14 protein-coding genes are annotated in these 15,718 nt (G+C 72.7%); 5 read left to right on the top strand and 9 right to left on the bottom strand.

The window, feature by feature from the left end; all coding sequences use genetic code 11:
• Positions 1 to 22: 22 nt before the first annotated feature.
• From AFB00_RS25340 to iolC, 6 genes are all read right to left on the bottom strand, one after another.
• Entirely contained in the window at positions 23 to 1,456 is a 1,434-nt protein-coding gene (locus AFB00_RS25340) for a sugar porter family MFS transporter (RefSeq protein ID WP_335726543.1), read from the bottom strand.
• Between the two features lie 91 nt (positions 1,457 to 1,547).
• Positions 1,548 to 3,083 carry a CoA-acylating methylmalonate-semialdehyde dehydrogenase gene (locus AFB00_RS25345; protein WP_068799268.1) on the bottom strand — a complete coding sequence of 512 codons (1,536 nt, stop codon included), beginning with the start codon at positions 3,081 to 3,083 and terminating at the stop codon, positions 1,548 to 1,550.
• Between the two features lie 13 nt (positions 3,084 to 3,096).
• A complete protein-coding gene (gene iolD, locus AFB00_RS25350; RefSeq protein ID WP_068799269.1) occupies positions 3,097 to 5,046 on the bottom strand; it encodes a 3D-(3,5/4)-trihydroxycyclohexane-1,2-dione acylhydrolase (decyclizing) in 1,950 nt (649 codons plus the stop codon).
• Positions 5,046 to 5,909, bottom strand: coding sequence for a 5-deoxy-glucuronate isomerase (gene iolB, locus AFB00_RS25355; RefSeq protein WP_068799270.1), 864 nt, complete (start codon positions 5,907 to 5,909; stop codon positions 5,046 to 5,048). Before iolB ends, iolD begins: the two co-directional genes overlap by 1 nt.
• On the bottom strand, positions 5,906 to 6,820 hold the full coding sequence (locus AFB00_RS25360) for a class I fructose-bisphosphate aldolase (protein WP_068800650.1): 915 nt from the start codon (positions 6,818 to 6,820) through the stop codon (positions 5,906 to 5,908). The genes iolB and AFB00_RS25360 overlap by 4 nt, the downstream gene beginning before the upstream one ends.
• A gap of 5 nt (positions 6,821 to 6,825) precedes the next feature.
• Positions 6,826 to 7,785: a 5-dehydro-2-deoxygluconokinase gene (gene iolC, locus AFB00_RS25365; RefSeq protein WP_068799271.1), complete on the bottom strand. Its 960-nt coding sequence runs from the start codon at positions 7,783 to 7,785 to the stop codon at positions 6,826 to 6,828.
• A 125-nt stretch (positions 7,786 to 7,910) separates the two neighbouring features.
• Between iolC and AFB00_RS25370 the strand changes: the two genes are divergently transcribed.
• The 3 genes from AFB00_RS25370 (at position 7,911) to AFB00_RS25380 (ending at position 10,663) form a co-directional block, all read left to right on the top strand.
• Positions 7,911 to 8,666 (top strand): GntR family transcriptional regulator, encoded by a 756-nt coding sequence (locus tag AFB00_RS25370; protein ID WP_068799272.1) that lies wholly within the window; start codon positions 7,911 to 7,913, stop codon positions 8,664 to 8,666.
• A gap of 151 nt (positions 8,667 to 8,817) precedes the next feature.
• Positions 8,818 to 9,654: a CPBP family intramembrane glutamic endopeptidase gene (locus tag AFB00_RS25375; protein ID WP_068799273.1), complete on the top strand. Its 837-nt coding sequence runs from the start codon at positions 8,818 to 8,820 to the stop codon at positions 9,652 to 9,654.
• Positions 9,655 to 9,658: 4 nt separating this feature from the next.
• On the top strand, positions 9,659 to 10,663 hold the full coding sequence (locus AFB00_RS25380) for a YdcF family protein (RefSeq protein WP_068799274.1): 1,005 nt from the start codon (positions 9,659 to 9,661) through the stop codon (positions 10,661 to 10,663).
• A 34-nt stretch (positions 10,664 to 10,697) separates the two neighbouring features.
• On the opposite strand, the gene AFB00_RS25385 is transcribed toward AFB00_RS25380, so the two are convergent.
• Both AFB00_RS25385 and AFB00_RS25390 read right to left on the bottom strand, forming a co-directional pair.
• Entirely contained in the window at positions 10,698 to 11,567 is an 870-nt protein-coding gene (locus tag AFB00_RS25385; RefSeq protein WP_068799275.1) for a sugar phosphate isomerase/epimerase family protein, read from the bottom strand.
• Positions 11,564 to 12,565: a Gfo/Idh/MocA family protein gene (locus tag AFB00_RS25390; protein ID WP_068799276.1), complete on the bottom strand. Its 1,002-nt coding sequence runs from the start codon at positions 12,563 to 12,565 to the stop codon at positions 11,564 to 11,566. Before AFB00_RS25390 ends, AFB00_RS25385 begins: the two co-directional genes overlap by 4 nt.
• A 507-nt stretch (positions 12,566 to 13,072) precedes the next feature.
• Between AFB00_RS25390 and AFB00_RS25400 the strand changes: the two genes are divergently transcribed.
• Together AFB00_RS25400 and AFB00_RS25405 are read left to right on the top strand one after the other, a co-directional pair.
• Positions 13,073 to 14,701, top strand: coding sequence for an ATP-binding cassette domain-containing protein (locus tag AFB00_RS25400; RefSeq protein WP_068799278.1), 1,629 nt, complete (start codon positions 13,073 to 13,075; stop codon positions 14,699 to 14,701).
• A gap of 81 nt (positions 14,702 to 14,782) precedes the next feature.
• Positions 14,783 to 15,568, top strand: coding sequence for a hypothetical protein (locus AFB00_RS25405; protein ID WP_068799279.1), 786 nt, complete (start codon positions 14,783 to 14,785; stop codon positions 15,566 to 15,568).
• Positions 15,569 to 15,583: 15 nt separating this feature from the next.
• Here AFB00_RS25405 and AFB00_RS35530 read toward each other — a convergent pair whose 3' ends face one another.
• Entirely contained in the window at positions 15,584 to 15,718 is a 135-nt protein-coding gene (locus AFB00_RS35530; protein ID WP_257785242.1) for a hypothetical protein, read from the bottom strand.

A 15,718-nucleotide genomic window follows, 5' to 3' on the forward strand; every position in this document is an offset into this window, starting at 1 on the left:
CCTCTGCGATCGGGTCGGTGACTCAGCTGTAGCGTTCACGGAAGTACTTCTCCAGCTGCTCGAGCGAGCGGCCGCGGGTCTCCGGGACCACCTTGTAGCACCACGCGATCGCGAACACGCCGAGTACTGCGAAGGTCAGGAACGCGTAGCCCAGTCCGACGGCCTCGGTGTAGGGCGGGAAGAACGTCGCGACGAACCAGGTCCCGAGCCACAGCGCCAGCACACACACGCCCATGGCCAGGCTGCGGATCTTCAGCGGGAACATCTCGGACAGGATCAGCCAGGTCAGCGGGCCGAGCGTGCCCTGCATGCAGAACACGAACAGGACCATGAAGATCAGGATGGCGAACGACTTCGTGTCGCCCTCGGGCAGCAGCAACGCCGATCCGGCGATGAGCAGGTGGAAGAACGTCGTCAGGCAGAACCCGCCGACCAGCATCGTCCGGCGGCTGAGCTTGCCGATCAGCAGGATGCCGACGGTGATGCCCAGCAGCGAGAACAGCCCGTTCAGCGTGTTGAACGCGATCGACGCGTTCGCCGAGAAGCCGGCGTCGGCCAGCACCCCGGTGCCGTAGTACATGACGGCGTTGATGCCGGACAGCTGCTGGAAGATGCCCAGCCCGGCTCCGATGAAGATGAGCCGGCGGATCCAGCGCACCCCCAGGTCGGTGGAGCCCGCCGTCCTGCTCTCCGCCTCCTCGGCGGCGAGGCGGTGCACCTCGGCCATCTCGGCCTCGGCCCGTTCCGGCGTCCGCACCTGGCGCAGTACCTCCAGCGCCTCGTCGGTGCGGCCCTGGGCCACCAGCCAGCGCGGGCTCTCCGGCATCCGCAGCATGCCGACGAACAACGCGATCGCCGGCAGGACCGCGACCAGCAGCATGACCCGCCAGATCGAGTCGACGTGACCCCAGATCTGGAACAGGATCGCGTTGACCACGAACGAGGCGAACTGGCCGCCGACGATCATGACCTCGTTCCGCGTGACCAGCGGGCCACGGCGTTCCGCCGGGGCGATCTCGGCCAGGTAGACCGGGACCGTCGCCGAGGCGCCGCCGACCGCGAGGCCGAGGATGAACCGGGCGACCGTGAGGACCTGCCAGTTCGGAGCGAGGGTGCAGGCGATCGTGCCCACCATGAACACGATCGCGAGCAACAGGATGTTGTGCCGGCGCCCGTGCCGGTCGGACATCATCCCGCCGACGAAGGCCCCGACCGCGGCGCCGATGTGTAGGATCCCGACCGAGATGCCCTCGGTCGTGGCGGTCAGGCCGAGATCGACCTTCAGGCTTTCCAGCGCGCCGTTGATGACGCCGGTGTCGTAACCGAAGAGCAGACCACCGAACGTGGCGACGACGGCGATGAGCCCCAGCCGGGACGAATGCGGTCCGCGCACGTCCGGGGGTAAGCCCGCTGGTGTGTTGGTAGCGCCGTGAGCGCTCATGCACTTCCTCCTCATCGAGGTGCGGCCGTTATCTGGACATGTCAGCCCGCCGGGCGTCGGCCGCGTGCGGCGCCCGTGGGGGGTCGGTGGGGGGTGGTGCCGGAGATCAGGCGTTGGTGGGGAACCCGAGGTTGACGCCGGCGTGGCTGGGGTCGAGCCAGCGGGTCGTGACGACCTTCCCGCGGGTGAAGAAGTGCACCCCTTCGGTGCCGTGCGCGTGGGTGTCGCCGAACAGCGAGTTCTTCCAGCCGCCGAAGCTGTAGTAGGCCATGGGGACCGGGACCGGCACGTTGATGCCGATCATCCCGACCTCGACCTCGTTCTGGAACCGCCGGGCGGCACCGCCGTCGTTGGTGAACAGCGCCGTGCCGTTGCCGTACGGGCTGCTGTTGACCAGGTCGACGGCCTCGTCGTAGGTGTCGACCCGGACCACGGACAGCACCGGGCCGAAGATCTCGTCGGTGTAGATCGAGGCCTCGGTGGAGACGTGGTCGAACAGCGTGGGGCCGACGAAGAAGCCGGACCCGTCGGCGTCGAACTCGCCCTCGCGGCCGTCGACGACCAGGGTCGCCCCGGAGCCGACACCGGCGTCGATGTAGCCGGAGACCCGCTCGCGGGCGGCGTCGGTGACCAGCGGGCCCATGTCGCAGCCGCGCCGCCCGTCGCCGGTGCGCAGGGCGCGGGCCCGGTCGGCGATCTTGCCGACGAGGGTGTCGGCGATGTCGCCGACCGCGACCAGCGCCGAGATCGCCATGCAGCGCTCACCGGCCGAACCGAAGCCGGCGTTGATCGCCTGGTCCGCGGCGAGGTCGAGGTCGGCGTCCGGCAGCACGACCATGTGGTTCTTCGCGCCGCCGAGCGCCTGGACGCGCTTGCCGTGCGCGGTCCCGGTCTCGTAGACGTACTGCGCGATCGGGGTCGACCCCACGAAGCTCACCGAGGCGATGTCCGGGTGGGTGAGCACGGTGTCGACCGCGGTCTTGTCCCCGTTCACGACGTTGAACACCCCGTCGGGCAGGCCGGCCTCGGCCCAGAGCTCGGCGATCCGCAGCGCCGCGGTGGGCACCTTCTCCGAGGGCTTGAGCACCACGGTGTTGCCGGTGGCGATCGCGACGGGGAAGAACCACATCGGGACCATGACCGGGAAGTTGAACGGGCTGATGATCCCGACGACGCCGAGCGGCTGGCGGATCGAGTGGACGTCGACCCGGGTGGAGGCGTTCTCGGTCGCCGACCCCTTCATCAGGTGGGCGATCCCGCAGGCGAACTCGACGACCTCCTGGCCGCGGGCCACCTCGCCGGCGGCGTCGGAGACGACCTTGCCGTGCTCGCTGGTGATGATCTCGGCCAGCTCACCGGCGTGTGCGTTGAGCAGCTCGCGGAAGCGGAACAGGATCTGGGTCCGCTTGGCCAGCGAGGTGTCGCGCCAGGCCGGGAAGGCGGCCTTCGCCGTCTCGATCACGACGGCCGTCTCCTCGGCGGAGGCCAGCGGCAGGCGAGCGGTGACCGCGCCGGTGGCGGGGTCGGTGACGTCGGAGAACCGGCCGGAGGCGCCGTCGAGGCGCTGCCCGCCGGACCAGTGGTGCAGGGTGCGGACGGTGTCGCCGGACGCGGCGGCCGGGCTGCTGAGCGTGCTGGTCATGGGTGCTTCCTCCTCAGGAGCTGCTGGGACGCAGGAACGGGCGCTGGTCGGTCTTCCGTTCCTCGTAGGTGGTGCGTGCCGCCCGGGTCGAGTCGAGCTCGCTCACCTCGGAGACCGGGACGTCCCACCACGAGCGGGAGCTGGGCGCCCCGACGAGCGGGTCGGTCTCCACGTGGACGACGGTGCTGTCGTCGGCGGCCTTGGCGGTCTTGAGCGCGTCGGCGAACTCGGCGGCCGTGCTCACCCGCAGCACCCGGACGCCGAAGCTCTCGGCGTTGGCGGCGAGATCGAGCGGCAGCTTGTCGCCGTCGAGCCGCCCGGAGCCCGCCGACCGGTAGCGGTAGCTGGTGCCGAACCGCTGGGAGCCGAGGCTCTCCGACAACGCGCCGATGGAGGCGAAGCCGTGGTTCTGCACCAGCACCGTGATGATCTTGATGCCCTCCTGCACCGCGGTCGCCAGCTCGGTGGCCATCATCAGGTAGGACCCGTCGCCGACCATGACGACGACGTCCCGGTCCGGGGCGGCGAGCCGGACCCCGAGACCGCCGGCGACCTCGTAGCCCATGCAGGAGTAGCCGTACTCGACGTGGTAGCCCTTGGCGTCCCGGGTCTGCCAGAGCTTGTGCAGGTCACCGGGCATCGAACCGGCCGCGCACACCACGACGTCGCGCGGGTCGGTCAGCTCGTTGACCAGCCCGATCACCTCGCCCTGGGTGAGCACCCCGGGTGCGGTGGCCGTGTCGCCACCGGTCGGGTGGAAGGTCGCCTGCACGGTGGCCGCCCACTCGGCGTCCAGGCCGGTGTAGCCGGTCCGGAACTCCTCGGGCACCCGGTAGCCGTCGAGCAGCGGGGTCAGCTCGGTCAGCGTCTCGCGGGCGTCCGCGACGACCGAGACCCCGGAGTGCTTGACCGCGTCGATCGGGGCGACGTTGATGTTGACGAACCGGACGCCGGGGTGGCGGAACGCGCTGCGGCTGGCCGTGGTGAAGTCCGACCAGCGGGTGCCGATGCCGATGACGACGTCGGCCTCGGCGGCGACCGCGTTCGCCGCGGTCGTGCCGGTGGAGCCGATCGCCCCGAGGCACTGCGGGTGGTCGTGCACGAGCGTGCCCTTGCCCGCCTGGGTCTGCCCGACCGGGATGCCGGTGGCGGCGCAGAAGGCGGCCAGCGCGTCGGCGGCGCCGCTGTAGTGCACCCCGCCCCCCGCGACGACGAGCGGACGGCGGGCGGCGCGGATCAGGTCGGCGGCCGCGGCGAGCGCCCGGACCTCCGGCCGGGGCCGGGCCACGTGCCAGGTGCGCTCGGCGAACAGCTCCACCGGCCAGTCGTGCGCCTGGGCCTGCACGTCCTGCGGGAAGCAGACGGTCACCGCGCCGGTGGCGGCGGGATCGGTGAGCACCCGCATCGCCGAGAGCAGCGCGGCCGGCAGCTGCTCGGGCCGCCAGACCCGGTCGAAGTAGGCCGAGACGGGGCGGAAGGCGTCGTTGACGGTGACGTCGCCGGCGTGCGGGAGCTCCAGCTCCTGCAGCAGCGGCGACGCGGCACGGTCGGCGAAGGTGTCCGCGGGCAGCAGGAGCACCGGCAGCCGGTTGATCGTCGCGAGCGCGGCCCCGGTGACCATGTTCGTCGCGCCGGGACCGACCGACGTCGACACCGCCCAGGTCTGCAGGCGGTCCTTGGCCTTGGCGTAGGCGACGGCGGTGTGCACCATCGCCTGCTCGTTGCGGCCGAGCACGTAGGGGAGCAGTCCGGGCTCCTGCAGCTCGGCCTGCAGCAGCGCCTGGCCGAGACCGGCCACGTTGCCGTGGCCGAAGATGCCGAAGCAGCCCTCGAACAGCTTCTGCCGCACACCGTCGCGCTCGGAGTACTGGTTGCCGAGGAAGGCGATCGTCGCCTGCGCCACGGTGAGCCGGACGGTGCCCTCCGGCGCCGACGCCCCCGCCGTCCCTGTCGTCGCTGCCATCACTGCCCTCCACTCAGGCGCGGATCGGTCTCCTGGCCGGCCCACGTGTCGCGGATCCAGGCCTGGTCGGGGTGGTCGGTGATCTTCCAGGCGCGTTCCTCGCCGGGCCCCGCCATCACGTTGAGGTAGTACATGTCGTGCCCCGGTGCGGCGGCGCACGGACCGTGCCAGCCCCACGGGACGAGGACGGTGTCCCGGTCGTGCACCTCGACGGTCACGTCGATCTCGTGCCCGGGGGAGGAGCTGGTGCGGTGGAACCCGAGGCCGGGCTGGCGCTGCGGGCCCGGTGCGATCTCGAAGTAGTAGATCTCCTCCAGCTCGCACTCGTGCGGTCCGGCCTCGTCGTGCTTGTGGGCCGGGTAGCTGGACCAGTTGCCGCCGGGCGTGATCACCTCGACGCAGATCGCCGACGCCGCCTCGAAGACCCCGGCGGCGCCGAAGTTGCGGACCTGACGGCTGGACCCCCCGGCGCCGCGCAGGTCCACCGGGACCTCCTCACGGGGCCCGTAGCGAAACGGCAGCGGCCGGTCGGTACGGGCGCTGCACAGGGCGAACCGGCCGCCGCTGCGGGACGTGATCGTGACCGAGGAACGCACCGGCAGGTAGGAGAAGTCGGTCGGTCCCTCGAACACCGACGCCCGGCCGGTCAGCTCGTGGGTCGTGTCGCCGAGGGTGACCGAGGCGGACCCGGACAACGGGACGAGGAAGTACTCGTCCCCCTCGGTGTCGAGGGTGTGCGAGCCGCCGGGGCGCAGCGCGAGCACGCGCAGCCCGGAGTGGGCCCACCCCGCGTTCTCGGGGGTGATCTCGAGCTCGTAGACGTCGGTGTCGGCGGCGCCGGCGGGGATGACGAGGTCCTTCACGACGCGTGCACCACCTGCGGCCGGACCAGCGAGACGGCGGTGTCGACGGCGGCGGCGACGTCGCCGTCCTCCGGGTACAGCAACGTCCGCCCGACGATGAGCCCGCGCACCGACGGGAGGTCCAGCGCCTTCTTCCAGGACGCGTAGGTCTCGTCCGGCCCGGTGGCCGGGTCCCCGCCGAGCAGCAGGGTCGGCAGCGTGGTCGCCTCCATCACCCGCTCCATCTCCTCGACGACGGGCAGCTTCAGCCAGGTGTAGGCGCTGGAACCGCCGAGCCCCTGTCCGATGTGGATCGAGCGGATGACGGCCTCGGGGGACAGGTCGTTGACCACCCGGCCCTGCAGCCGGCGGGAGATGAACGGCTCGATCATGGCAACGATCCGGGCCCGGTTCGCCTCGGTGATGACCCGGGCACACAGCTCCAGCGTGCGCAGCGAACCGGGGTCGTCGAGATCGACCCGGGTGAGGGTCTTGATCGCGTCGAACCCGGCGTCGACGGTGGACTGCACGTCGTAGCCGGTCTGCCGGTCGTCCAGCTCGAACGAGGCGCCCTGGATGCCGCCCCGGTTCATCGACGACATGACGACCTTGTTCTCGAGCGCCCCGAGCAGGAGCAGGTCCTCGAGGATGTCGGCGGTGCCGAGGATGCCGTCCACACCCGGGCGGGAGAGGGCGGCCGTGAGCCGGTCGAGCAGGTCGGTGCGGCTGGCCATCGCGTCGGTGCGGCCCCGCGCGGCGAGCGCCCCGCGGGCGGGGTGGTCCGCGGCGACGATCATCAGCCGGCCGTCGGACGGGACGAACGGGCGTCGCCGCCGGGCGGCGAGCAGCGCCGGGATGCGCTCGGGCGCGGTGGCCCGGATCTCGCGCACCTCGTCGTAGGACGTGGCGAATGCCTGTTCCGTCGGGCTCATCGTGGTCACCGGTCCTGGTTGGGGTCGCCGCCTGCGAGCAGGACGTCGATCTCGGCGGAGGTGGGCATGGCGGTGGAGCACTCGAGCCGCGATGCGACGATCGCGCCCGCCGCGTTCGCCCGGCTCAGCACCCGGTCGAGGGGCCAGCCGGCGAGCAGCCCGTGCGCGAGCGAGCCGCCGAAGCTGTCCCCCGCGCCGAGACCGTTGTAGGGGGAGATGGGCAGCGGCGGGGAGACGACGCGCTCGGTGCGGGACTTCGCGAGGACCCCCTTGGGGCCCTGCTTCACCACGGCCAGCTGCACACCGGCGTCGAGCAGCGCGTCCGCGGCGCGCTCCGGGTCGGTCTCACCGACCGCCACCTCGCACTCCTCGCGGTTGCCGACGGCCACCGTGACCTGCCCGAGGACCTTCTGCACCTGCTCGGTCGCCGCGGCCGGGGTGTCCCAGAACATCGGCCGGTAGTCGAGGTCGAGCACGGTGTGGCCGCGCTCCCGGGCGCCCAGCGCCTCGTGGTGCGCCGACCGCGACGGCTCCTCCGACAGGCCCGACACCGACAGCCAGAACAGACCGGCCGCGGCGATCGCGCCGAGATCGAGGTCGGCCGGGGTGACCTGCAGGTCCGGGGCGCTCGGCTTGCGGTAGAAGTACAGCGGGAAGTCGTCCGGCGGGAAGATCTCGCAGAACGTGACCGGCGTCGGGTAGGTGGAGTTCGTGACGACGTGCCGGTCGTCGACGCCCAGGCGGTGCAGCTCCCGGCGCACGTAGCGGCCGAAGGGGTCGTCCCCGACGCCGGTGACGATCGCCGTGCGGCGACCGAGCCGGGCGGCGGCGACGGCCACGTTCGCGGTCGTCCCGCCGAGGAACTTCCCGAACGAGGTGACGTCCTCCAGGCCGACCCCGACCTGCAGCGGGTAGATGTCCACGCCGGCTCGTCCGAAGGTCAGGATCTCTGCGGGATCGGTCATGGTCCTCGGTGACCTCTCGTCTGTCTGCGGTGATGACGATGACGACGGTAGGACGCCAACCGCGTTCCGGTCAATAGTTTGTACAGACATAAGGACAACCGCCGAAATCCCGCTACAGTGACTGCATGGCCACTCGTTCCGAGGCCGTCCAGATCGACGTCGTGCTGGACCGTGCGAGCCCGGTGCCGCTGTACCACCAGCTCGCGCAGGCGATCGAGGCGGCGATCGACGGCGGCTCGTTGCGGCCGGGGGACCGGCTGGAGAACGAGGTCACCCTGACCGAACGGCTCGGCCTCGCCCGGCCGACCGCGCGGCAGGCGATCCAGGAACTCGTGCGCAAGGGGCTGCTGGTGCGGCGCCGGGGTCTCGGTACCCAGGTCGTGCAGCCCGCGATCCACCGCGACGTCCGGCTCACCAGCCTCTACGAGGACCTGACCGACGCCGGCCGGACGCCCGAGACGCGACTGCTCGCGCACGAACCGTGCACACCGGCGACGGCCGGCGTACCGGCCCTCACCGAGCTGCTCCCCGCCGGCGAGCCGTTGCAGATGCTGCGCCGGGTGCGGCTCGCCGACGGCCGGCCGCTCTCGATCATGACGAACTACCTCCCGGCCCGGTTCGAGCTGGACGACGCGGTCCTGGGCCAGCGCGGGCTGTACGCCCTGCTGCGCGAGCAGGGTGCCCAGGTCGCGATCGCGCACCAGACCATCGGCGCCCGGCTGGCCACCGAGGACGAGGCGGCGTTGCTGGAGGGGGTCACGCCGCTGGCCTGCGTGACCGCCGAGCTCGCCGTGTACGACGGCGCCGGTGTGCTGGTCGAGCTCGGCCGCCACCTCTACCGTGCGGACCGCTACACCGTGCAGACGTCCCTGGTCGTCTGAGCCACGTCCGGGCGTCCGGCGCTCACCGGACCGGGTGGGGCTCACCCCGGCGCCAGGGTGTCGGGCGGCCGCACCGCGGATCCGCCGTTACCTTCCCGCCGTGGTGCGCCCGGTCCCGGGCGCCGGAAGCACGACCGACGGAGGTACGCCGATGGGCCCCGGTGCACGGGAGCGCACGGCCGGAGGCGCCGCGCTGCGCGTGGCGGGGGCGGTCGTGCTGGTCGTCGCACTGGTGCTGGCCGGCCAGCTGCTCTGGATCGGGCTGCAGCGGGCGACGGACCTGCCCGCCGACGGCTGGCAGGCGCTGACGCTGTCGAACGTGATCGCGTTCCTCCCGCCGGTGTTGCTGCTCCTGGTGTGGATGCGGGTGCGGGAACGCCGCACCCTGGCCGATCTCGGGTTCCGCTCGGAACGGCCGGCGCGGCGGGTGCTCCTCGCGGTGGCCGCGGCCCTGGTGGTCTTCGTCGTCGCCCAGGTCGCCGCGGGCGTCGTCGGCACTCCGGGTGCCGACGGACCGGACGGCCCGGAGCCGGAGTTCCCCGCGGCCTGGGTCCTGCTGCTGATCGTCGCGACGGTCGCCGTCCAGGCGTCGGCGGAGGAGATCCTCTTCCGGGGTTACCTGCTGGGTGCCGTGCGGCCCCGGATCGGCACGTACCCGGCGGTGCTGCTGACGTCGCTGGTCTTCGGCCTGTGCCACTCCCTGAACCCGGACGCCGACGTCGTCTACGTGGCGACGACGGCCGCGCTCGGCGCCCTGCTCGCGCTGATCGCCCTGATCGAGGGCGGGCTGTGGGCGGCGTGCACCTTCCACACGGTCTGGAACGCCGTCCCCGCGGTCCTGTCCGGCGGGGCGGGTGGCGACCGCGCACCGGACGACGGGGCATCCGCGGCGGAGGTCGCGTTCCTCGTCGTGATCCTGGTGTTCGTGGCCGTCGCGGCCGGACTGCTGCAGCGGCGGCGGGCCGCGAGCACCGTCGGGACGGGCTGACCGGATGGCGATCTTCTACGGTGTCGCGGCGGTACTCGCGGTGTTCGTCGGGATCGGCGTGTACCGGGAACCGCGGCGGTTCCGCAACGCCGTCCTGCTCGGGCTGGCCCTGGTGTGCCTGCTGCTGGGCCTGTTCGGCGAGATCTACCGGCTCGACGTCGGAGCGCTGGACGCGGTGACGGTGACCGGTGCGATCCTCGCCTGCCTCGCGGTGCTCGTGCTGGCGGGGTTCCTGCTGCTGAACGGCGCGACGATGCTGCGCCGCGAGGGGCGGCGGCCGGCCAACCTGCTGTCGTTGCTCGCCGGTCTCGGGTGTCTCGCCGTGCTGGCCTCGCCGGTGGTGGCGCAGTACACCAGCGGCAAGGTCGTGGTGGCCGTCGTGTACGCGCTGCTGCTCGTCGCGGTCTACCTGGGCTTCCTGTTCTGCAGCTTCCTGATCTACGCCGCCGTCTACGGCAGGCTGCAGCCCCGGACCGGCGTGGACTTCGTGGTGGTGCTCGGGTCGGGGCTGATCCGGGGGAAGGTCCCGCCACTGCTGGCGAGCCGCCTGGACCGGGCGATCGCGGTCCGTGACCGCGAGCTGCGGGGCGGGTCGACGCCGCTGCTGGTCACCTCGGGCGGCCAGGGTCCGGACGAGCCGCTGCCCGAGGCCCGCGCGATGGCCGACTACCTCGTCGGGCAGGGGGTGCCCGCGGACCAGGTGCTCTGCGAGGACCGGTCGCGGACCACGGAGGAGAACCTGCGGTTCAGCCGGACGCTGATGACCGAGCAGCGGCCGGAGTACCGCTGCGTGGTGGTGACGAACAACTTCCACGCCTTCCGCGCCGCGCTGATGGCCCGGCGGGCCGGGGTGAACGGCCAGGTCGTCGGCTCCCCGACGGCCCGCTACTACTGGCCCAGCGCCACCTTGCGCGAGTTCGTCGCGATCCTCGCCGAACACCCGATCATCAACGGCGCCGTCGTGCTGGCTCTGGTCACCGTGGGCGTCCTGGTCGGCCTGGAGGTCTGATCGGGGCCGGTGCGGGTGCACCGGCCCCGATCGGTCACCCGACGAGCGCGCTGAGCAGGTTCGTGACGCTGGTCCGGACGTCGGCGACCGGCCCGTCGCCGGCCGGCGGGCCCTGCAGGATGGTGTCCTGTTCCAGCACGTGCCAGCCGTCGTAGCCGATCCGGTTGAGGTGGGTCAGGACGCCGTCGAGATCGACGTCGCCCTCACCGAGCGGCCGGTACATGCCCTTGCGGATGGCCTCGGTGTAGGTCAGCCGGCCGTCCTGCACCTGGCGGGCCAGCCCGAGGTCGACGTCCTTCAGGTGCGTGTGCGCGATCCGCTCCGGCGCCTGCCGGGCGAGCGCCGCCGGGTCGGTACCGCCGATGAGCAGGTGACCGGTGTCCAGGCACAGCCGGATCGTGGAGCCCTCCAGGACCCGGTCGACCTCGTCCCCGCTCTCGATCATGGTGCCGACGTGCGGGTGCAGCACGGCGCTCACCCCGCGCCCGGCGGCGTAGTCGGTGATCCGGTCGAGATTGGACAGCAGCAGCGCCCAGCCGGTCTCGTCGAGCTCGGGGCGGGAGTCGTAGCCGGTCCCGCCGGAGTCGGCGGACAGCACCAGCGTCCCGGCCCGGGCGGCGTCGTAGCCCGCCAGCAGCCGCTCGACCCCGGGCAGCGGATCGTGGCCCGGCACGTGCAGCAGGGTCGGGGTGAAGCCGCCGACGGCCTGCAGGCCGTGCTGCTCCAGGGTCGCCGCCTTCTCGGCGGGCGCGTCGGGCAGGAACCCGTCGGGCCCGAACTCGGTCGCGGTCAGGCCGACCTCACGCATCTCGGCGAGCACCCGGGACGGCGCCATCTGGTATCCCCAGCCGGGGACCTCGCAGACCCCCCAGGAGATGGGCGCACCGGCGATCTTGTCGCTCATCGGACTACCTCCTCGATCCGGACGGGCCGGCGCTGCTGCATCGAGCGGGTCGCGGCCTCGGCGACCCAGCCCGACGTCATGGCGTCGGCCACCGTGCAGGGCGACGGCCGGGTGCCGTCGACGACCTCGGTGAACGCGGTCAGCTCGGCCTGGAACGCCGGGGCCAGCCGGTCCATGAAGAACCGGTGCGGCGTTCCGGCGGGGAAGCTCACCCCCGGTTCGACGGAGCGCAGCGGGAGACCGTCGTCGAGCCCGACGGCGATCGAGTCGCGGTCACCGTGCAGCTCGAGGCGGACGTCGTAACCGCGCGGGTTGTAGCGGGAACCGGTCACCAGGGCGGCCGAGCCGTCGTCCAGGGTGAGCAGTACCTGGGCGGTCGAGACGTCACCGGTCTCGGCGAAGACGGGTGCGCCGTGCTGGTCGCCGGTCGCGTAGGCCTCGACGATCTCGCGGCCGGTGACCCAGCGGATCGCGTCGAAGTCGTGCACCAGGCAGTCCCGGAAGATGCCGCCCGAGACGCGGACGTAGTCGTCCGGTGGCGGTGCGGGGTCCAGCGTGGTCGAGCGCACCGTGTGCACCCGGCCCAGCTCGCCGGAGGCGACCGCCGCCCGGGCTGCGGCGAACCCGGCGTCGAACCGGCGCGGGTAGCCGACGTGCACCCGCTCGTCGCGCCCGGCCAGCTTGCCCGCGAGATCGACGGCGTCGTCGACGAGCCCGGCGATCGGCTTCTCGCAGAAGACCGGCAGCCCGGCGTCGACGGCGGCCAGCAGCAGCTCCGGGTGGGCGGGGGTGGCCGCGGCGATGACGACGCCGTCCGGAGCGGCGTCGAACACCTCCCGGGGGGAGGCGAGTGGCTCGGCACCCACCTCGGCGGCGACCTGCGCCGTGATCTCGGGGCGCACGTCGGTGACCAGCAGCTGGTCCACGCCCTCCAGGCCGGCCAGCGTCCGTGCGTGGAACGCGCCGATCCGGCCCAGGCCGATCAGTCCGATCCTCATGTTGGTTCCCTCGTGTCGTTCGTGGTGGCCGGTCGGGTCGGGTTCGTGGCCGGGTTCGGTGGGTGCTCCCCGGACGGCGGGCGTGCCCCCGTCCGACCCGCCCGTTCCACCCGCACGGCGCGGACCCGGCGTGGTGGCGAGATCGGGGGGTGGGGGAGTGGGACCCCGGCCGCGCGGGTGCGGGACGGCGCCGGAACCGTGGAGCGGGAACGCGGGCGACCGGTGGACTCCCGGACCGGGCCCGGCGCGGTTGCCGATACCCTGTCTCCGGCCACGGACGTCACGCCCACGTGAACCCTCCTCGGCTCGGCTCCCCGTCGAACAGCGCTCGGAGCGCGCGGACGAGTCTCCGTGCCGCGCGCCTAATATGTCAAGACAAAGACCTGTGCGGTGATCACGGATCGGGAAGGGATCCGGCCGTCCGTGGCCGCCCCGTTTCCCGATCCGTGATCACCGGGCGGGGAAATCCGGTCGCCGGGTAGCTGTCCGGTTGCGAGGGTTCCGGTCATGGGGCACGTGGAGTTGCAGGAGGTGGACCACGTCCTGCCCGACGGCCGCGTCCTGTTGAGCGGGGTCTCGTTCCGGGTCGGTGACGGGACGAAGACCGCGCTGGTCGGGGCGAACGGCACCGGGAAGACGACACTGCTCGGCCTGGTCTCTGGGCGGACGGTCCCCTGGGCCGGCTCGGTGCACCGGTCCGGCGGGCTCGGGGTCATGCCGCAGTTCCTCGGCGGCCGGACGGTGCGTGGGCTCCTGCTCGAACTCGCGCCGGAGCGACTCCGCACCGCGGGGCGCCGGCTCGACGCCGCCGAGGACGCGCTCATCGAGTCCGACACCGTCGCCCGCCAGCTCGACTACGCCGAGGCGCTGGCCGAGTACGGCGACGCCGGAGGGTACGAGTCCGAAGCCTCGTGGGACCGGTGCTGCCTCGCCGTACTCGGACTGCCCTACGACCGGATGCGGTTCCGCGAGACCGACCGGCTCTCCGGCGGCGAGCAGAAGCGGCTGGCGCTGGAGGTCCTGCTCGGTGGCCCCGACGAGGTGCTGCTGCTCGACGAACCGGACAACTACCTCGACGTCCCCGGCAAGGAGTGGCTGGAGCGCCGGATCCGGGACACCGGCAAGACCGTCCTGTTCGTCTCGCACGACCGCGAGCTGCTGCGGCGCACGGCGACCCGGGTGGTCACGATCGAGCTGCACCCGGCAGGCAACACGGTCTGGACGCACGGCGGCGGCTTCGACACCTACGATGCGGCCCGCGCCGACCGCCTGGAGCGCCTGGAGGAGCTGCGCCGGCGCTGGGACGAGGACCGCGCCCGGCTGGTCCGGCTGGTGCACGAGCTGAGGCAGAAGGCGTCCTACAACGACGGCATGGCGAGCCGCTACCAGGCCGCACGCACCCGGCTGGGGCGGTTCGACGCGGCCGGGCCACCGGAGGCGGTGCCGCGGCGGCCACAGCTGCGGATGCAGCTCACCGGCGGACGGACCGGCCGGCGCGTCGTGACCTGTGAGCGGCTCGCCCTGGACGGACTCACCGCACCGTTCGACACCGTGATCCACTACGGCGACCGGGTCGCGGTCCTCGGACTCAACGGCACCGGCAAGTCGCACTTCCTGCGGTTGCTGGCCGGGCTGGGGGACGGCGGTGCCGGCGGGATCGAACCGGTGGCACACCGCGGCACGGTGCGTCTCGGGTCCCGGGTGCGGCCGGGCTGGTTCGCCCAGACCCATCGGCACCCGGAGTACGCGGACCGCACGCTGCAGGAGCTGCTCCTCGCCGGCGGCGAGCGCCGACCGGGTGTCGATCACGAACGGTCCATGCGCGCCCTCGCCCGCTACGATCTCGCGGGGGCGGCACACCGTGGGTTCGGGTCGCTCTCCGGCGGGCAGCAGGCCCGTTTCCAGGTTCTGCTGCTGGAGCTGGAGGGCGCGACCCTGTTGTTGCTCGACGAGCCGACCGACAACCTGGATCCGTACTCGGCCGACGTGTTGCAGGCGGCGATCGGCGCGTTCGACGGCACCGTGCTGGCGGTGACCCACGATCGGTGGCTGGCCAGGGCGTTCGACCGGTTCCTGTTGTTCCGCCGGGACGGCCGGGTGTCCGAGCGGGACGGCCCGGTGTGGACCGACGACTGACTCGCCCCCGTCGGGTGACGTACACGGATCTCGGTAGCGCTACTCAGGCCGTGACCGGTCCCCGGGGCCTACCGTCGCCGCATGACCGCTGATCCGCAGACCACCCGGCCCGGGACCTCCCGGCACGCCCGGAGCACCGTCCGGGGGGTGCGCCGGGCGATGATCGTGCTGGTCGTCGGCGCGCTGGTGGTGGCGGCGCTGCTCGGGATCGCCGCTCTGCTCGGCGGCGAGTTCGGCGAGCTGCAGGGCCGCATCGTGCTGAGCACACTGGTCGTCGCCGCGTTCGGGACGACCGCGCTGTGCGATCTCGCCGTCGTCACCCGGGCGGTGCGGGCGATCGGCTTCTGCGGCCTCGCGGCCAGTCTCGGGGCGGCCGTCTGCGCGCTCGTGCTCATCTGGCAGGACAGCATGGGGGCCGACCCGGGCGAGTACTGGTGGAAATCGCTCGGCCTGCTGACGATCGCGGCGGTCGCACTCGCGCACGGCAACCTGCTGCTCCCGCTCGCCGACCGGCCGCACCGGGCGATCCGGGCCGGGCTGGCGGTGGCGCTGGCCGCGATCGCCGTCGTCGCGGTCATGCTCGCGCTGCCGGTGCTGACCGACGGGGCCGTCCCGGGTCCCTCGGACGACGGGTACTGGCGCTGGTTCGGCGTCGCCGCGATCGTCGACGCGCTCGGCACGATCGCCCTGCCGGTGCTCGTGCTGGTCCTGCGCGGCCCGGCCGGCACGGAGCCCGCGCCGGCGTCGGTCCGGCTGGAACTCGAACTGCCGGCCGATCTCGTCAGCCGGCTCGACGCGGCCGCCGACGGGGGCTCGCGGTCGGACACCGCCGTCGAGGTGCTGCGACGGGCGCTCCCGGCGGACTGAGCACGGCCCGGCGTCTCACCGCAGCGAGGGCGTCCGCGTGTTGTAGGCCCGGCGGGTGCGGACCGGGCGCGGCCGGCCGCGCAGCACCTCGCGGAAGGTCGCACCCGAACCGAGGATGACGACGGCGGCGAGCAGGATCTGGGTCAGCAT

The organism is Pseudonocardia sp. HH130630-07 (assembly GCF_001698125.1).
Lineage (GTDB): Bacteria > Actinomycetota > Actinomycetes > Mycobacteriales > Pseudonocardiaceae > Pseudonocardia.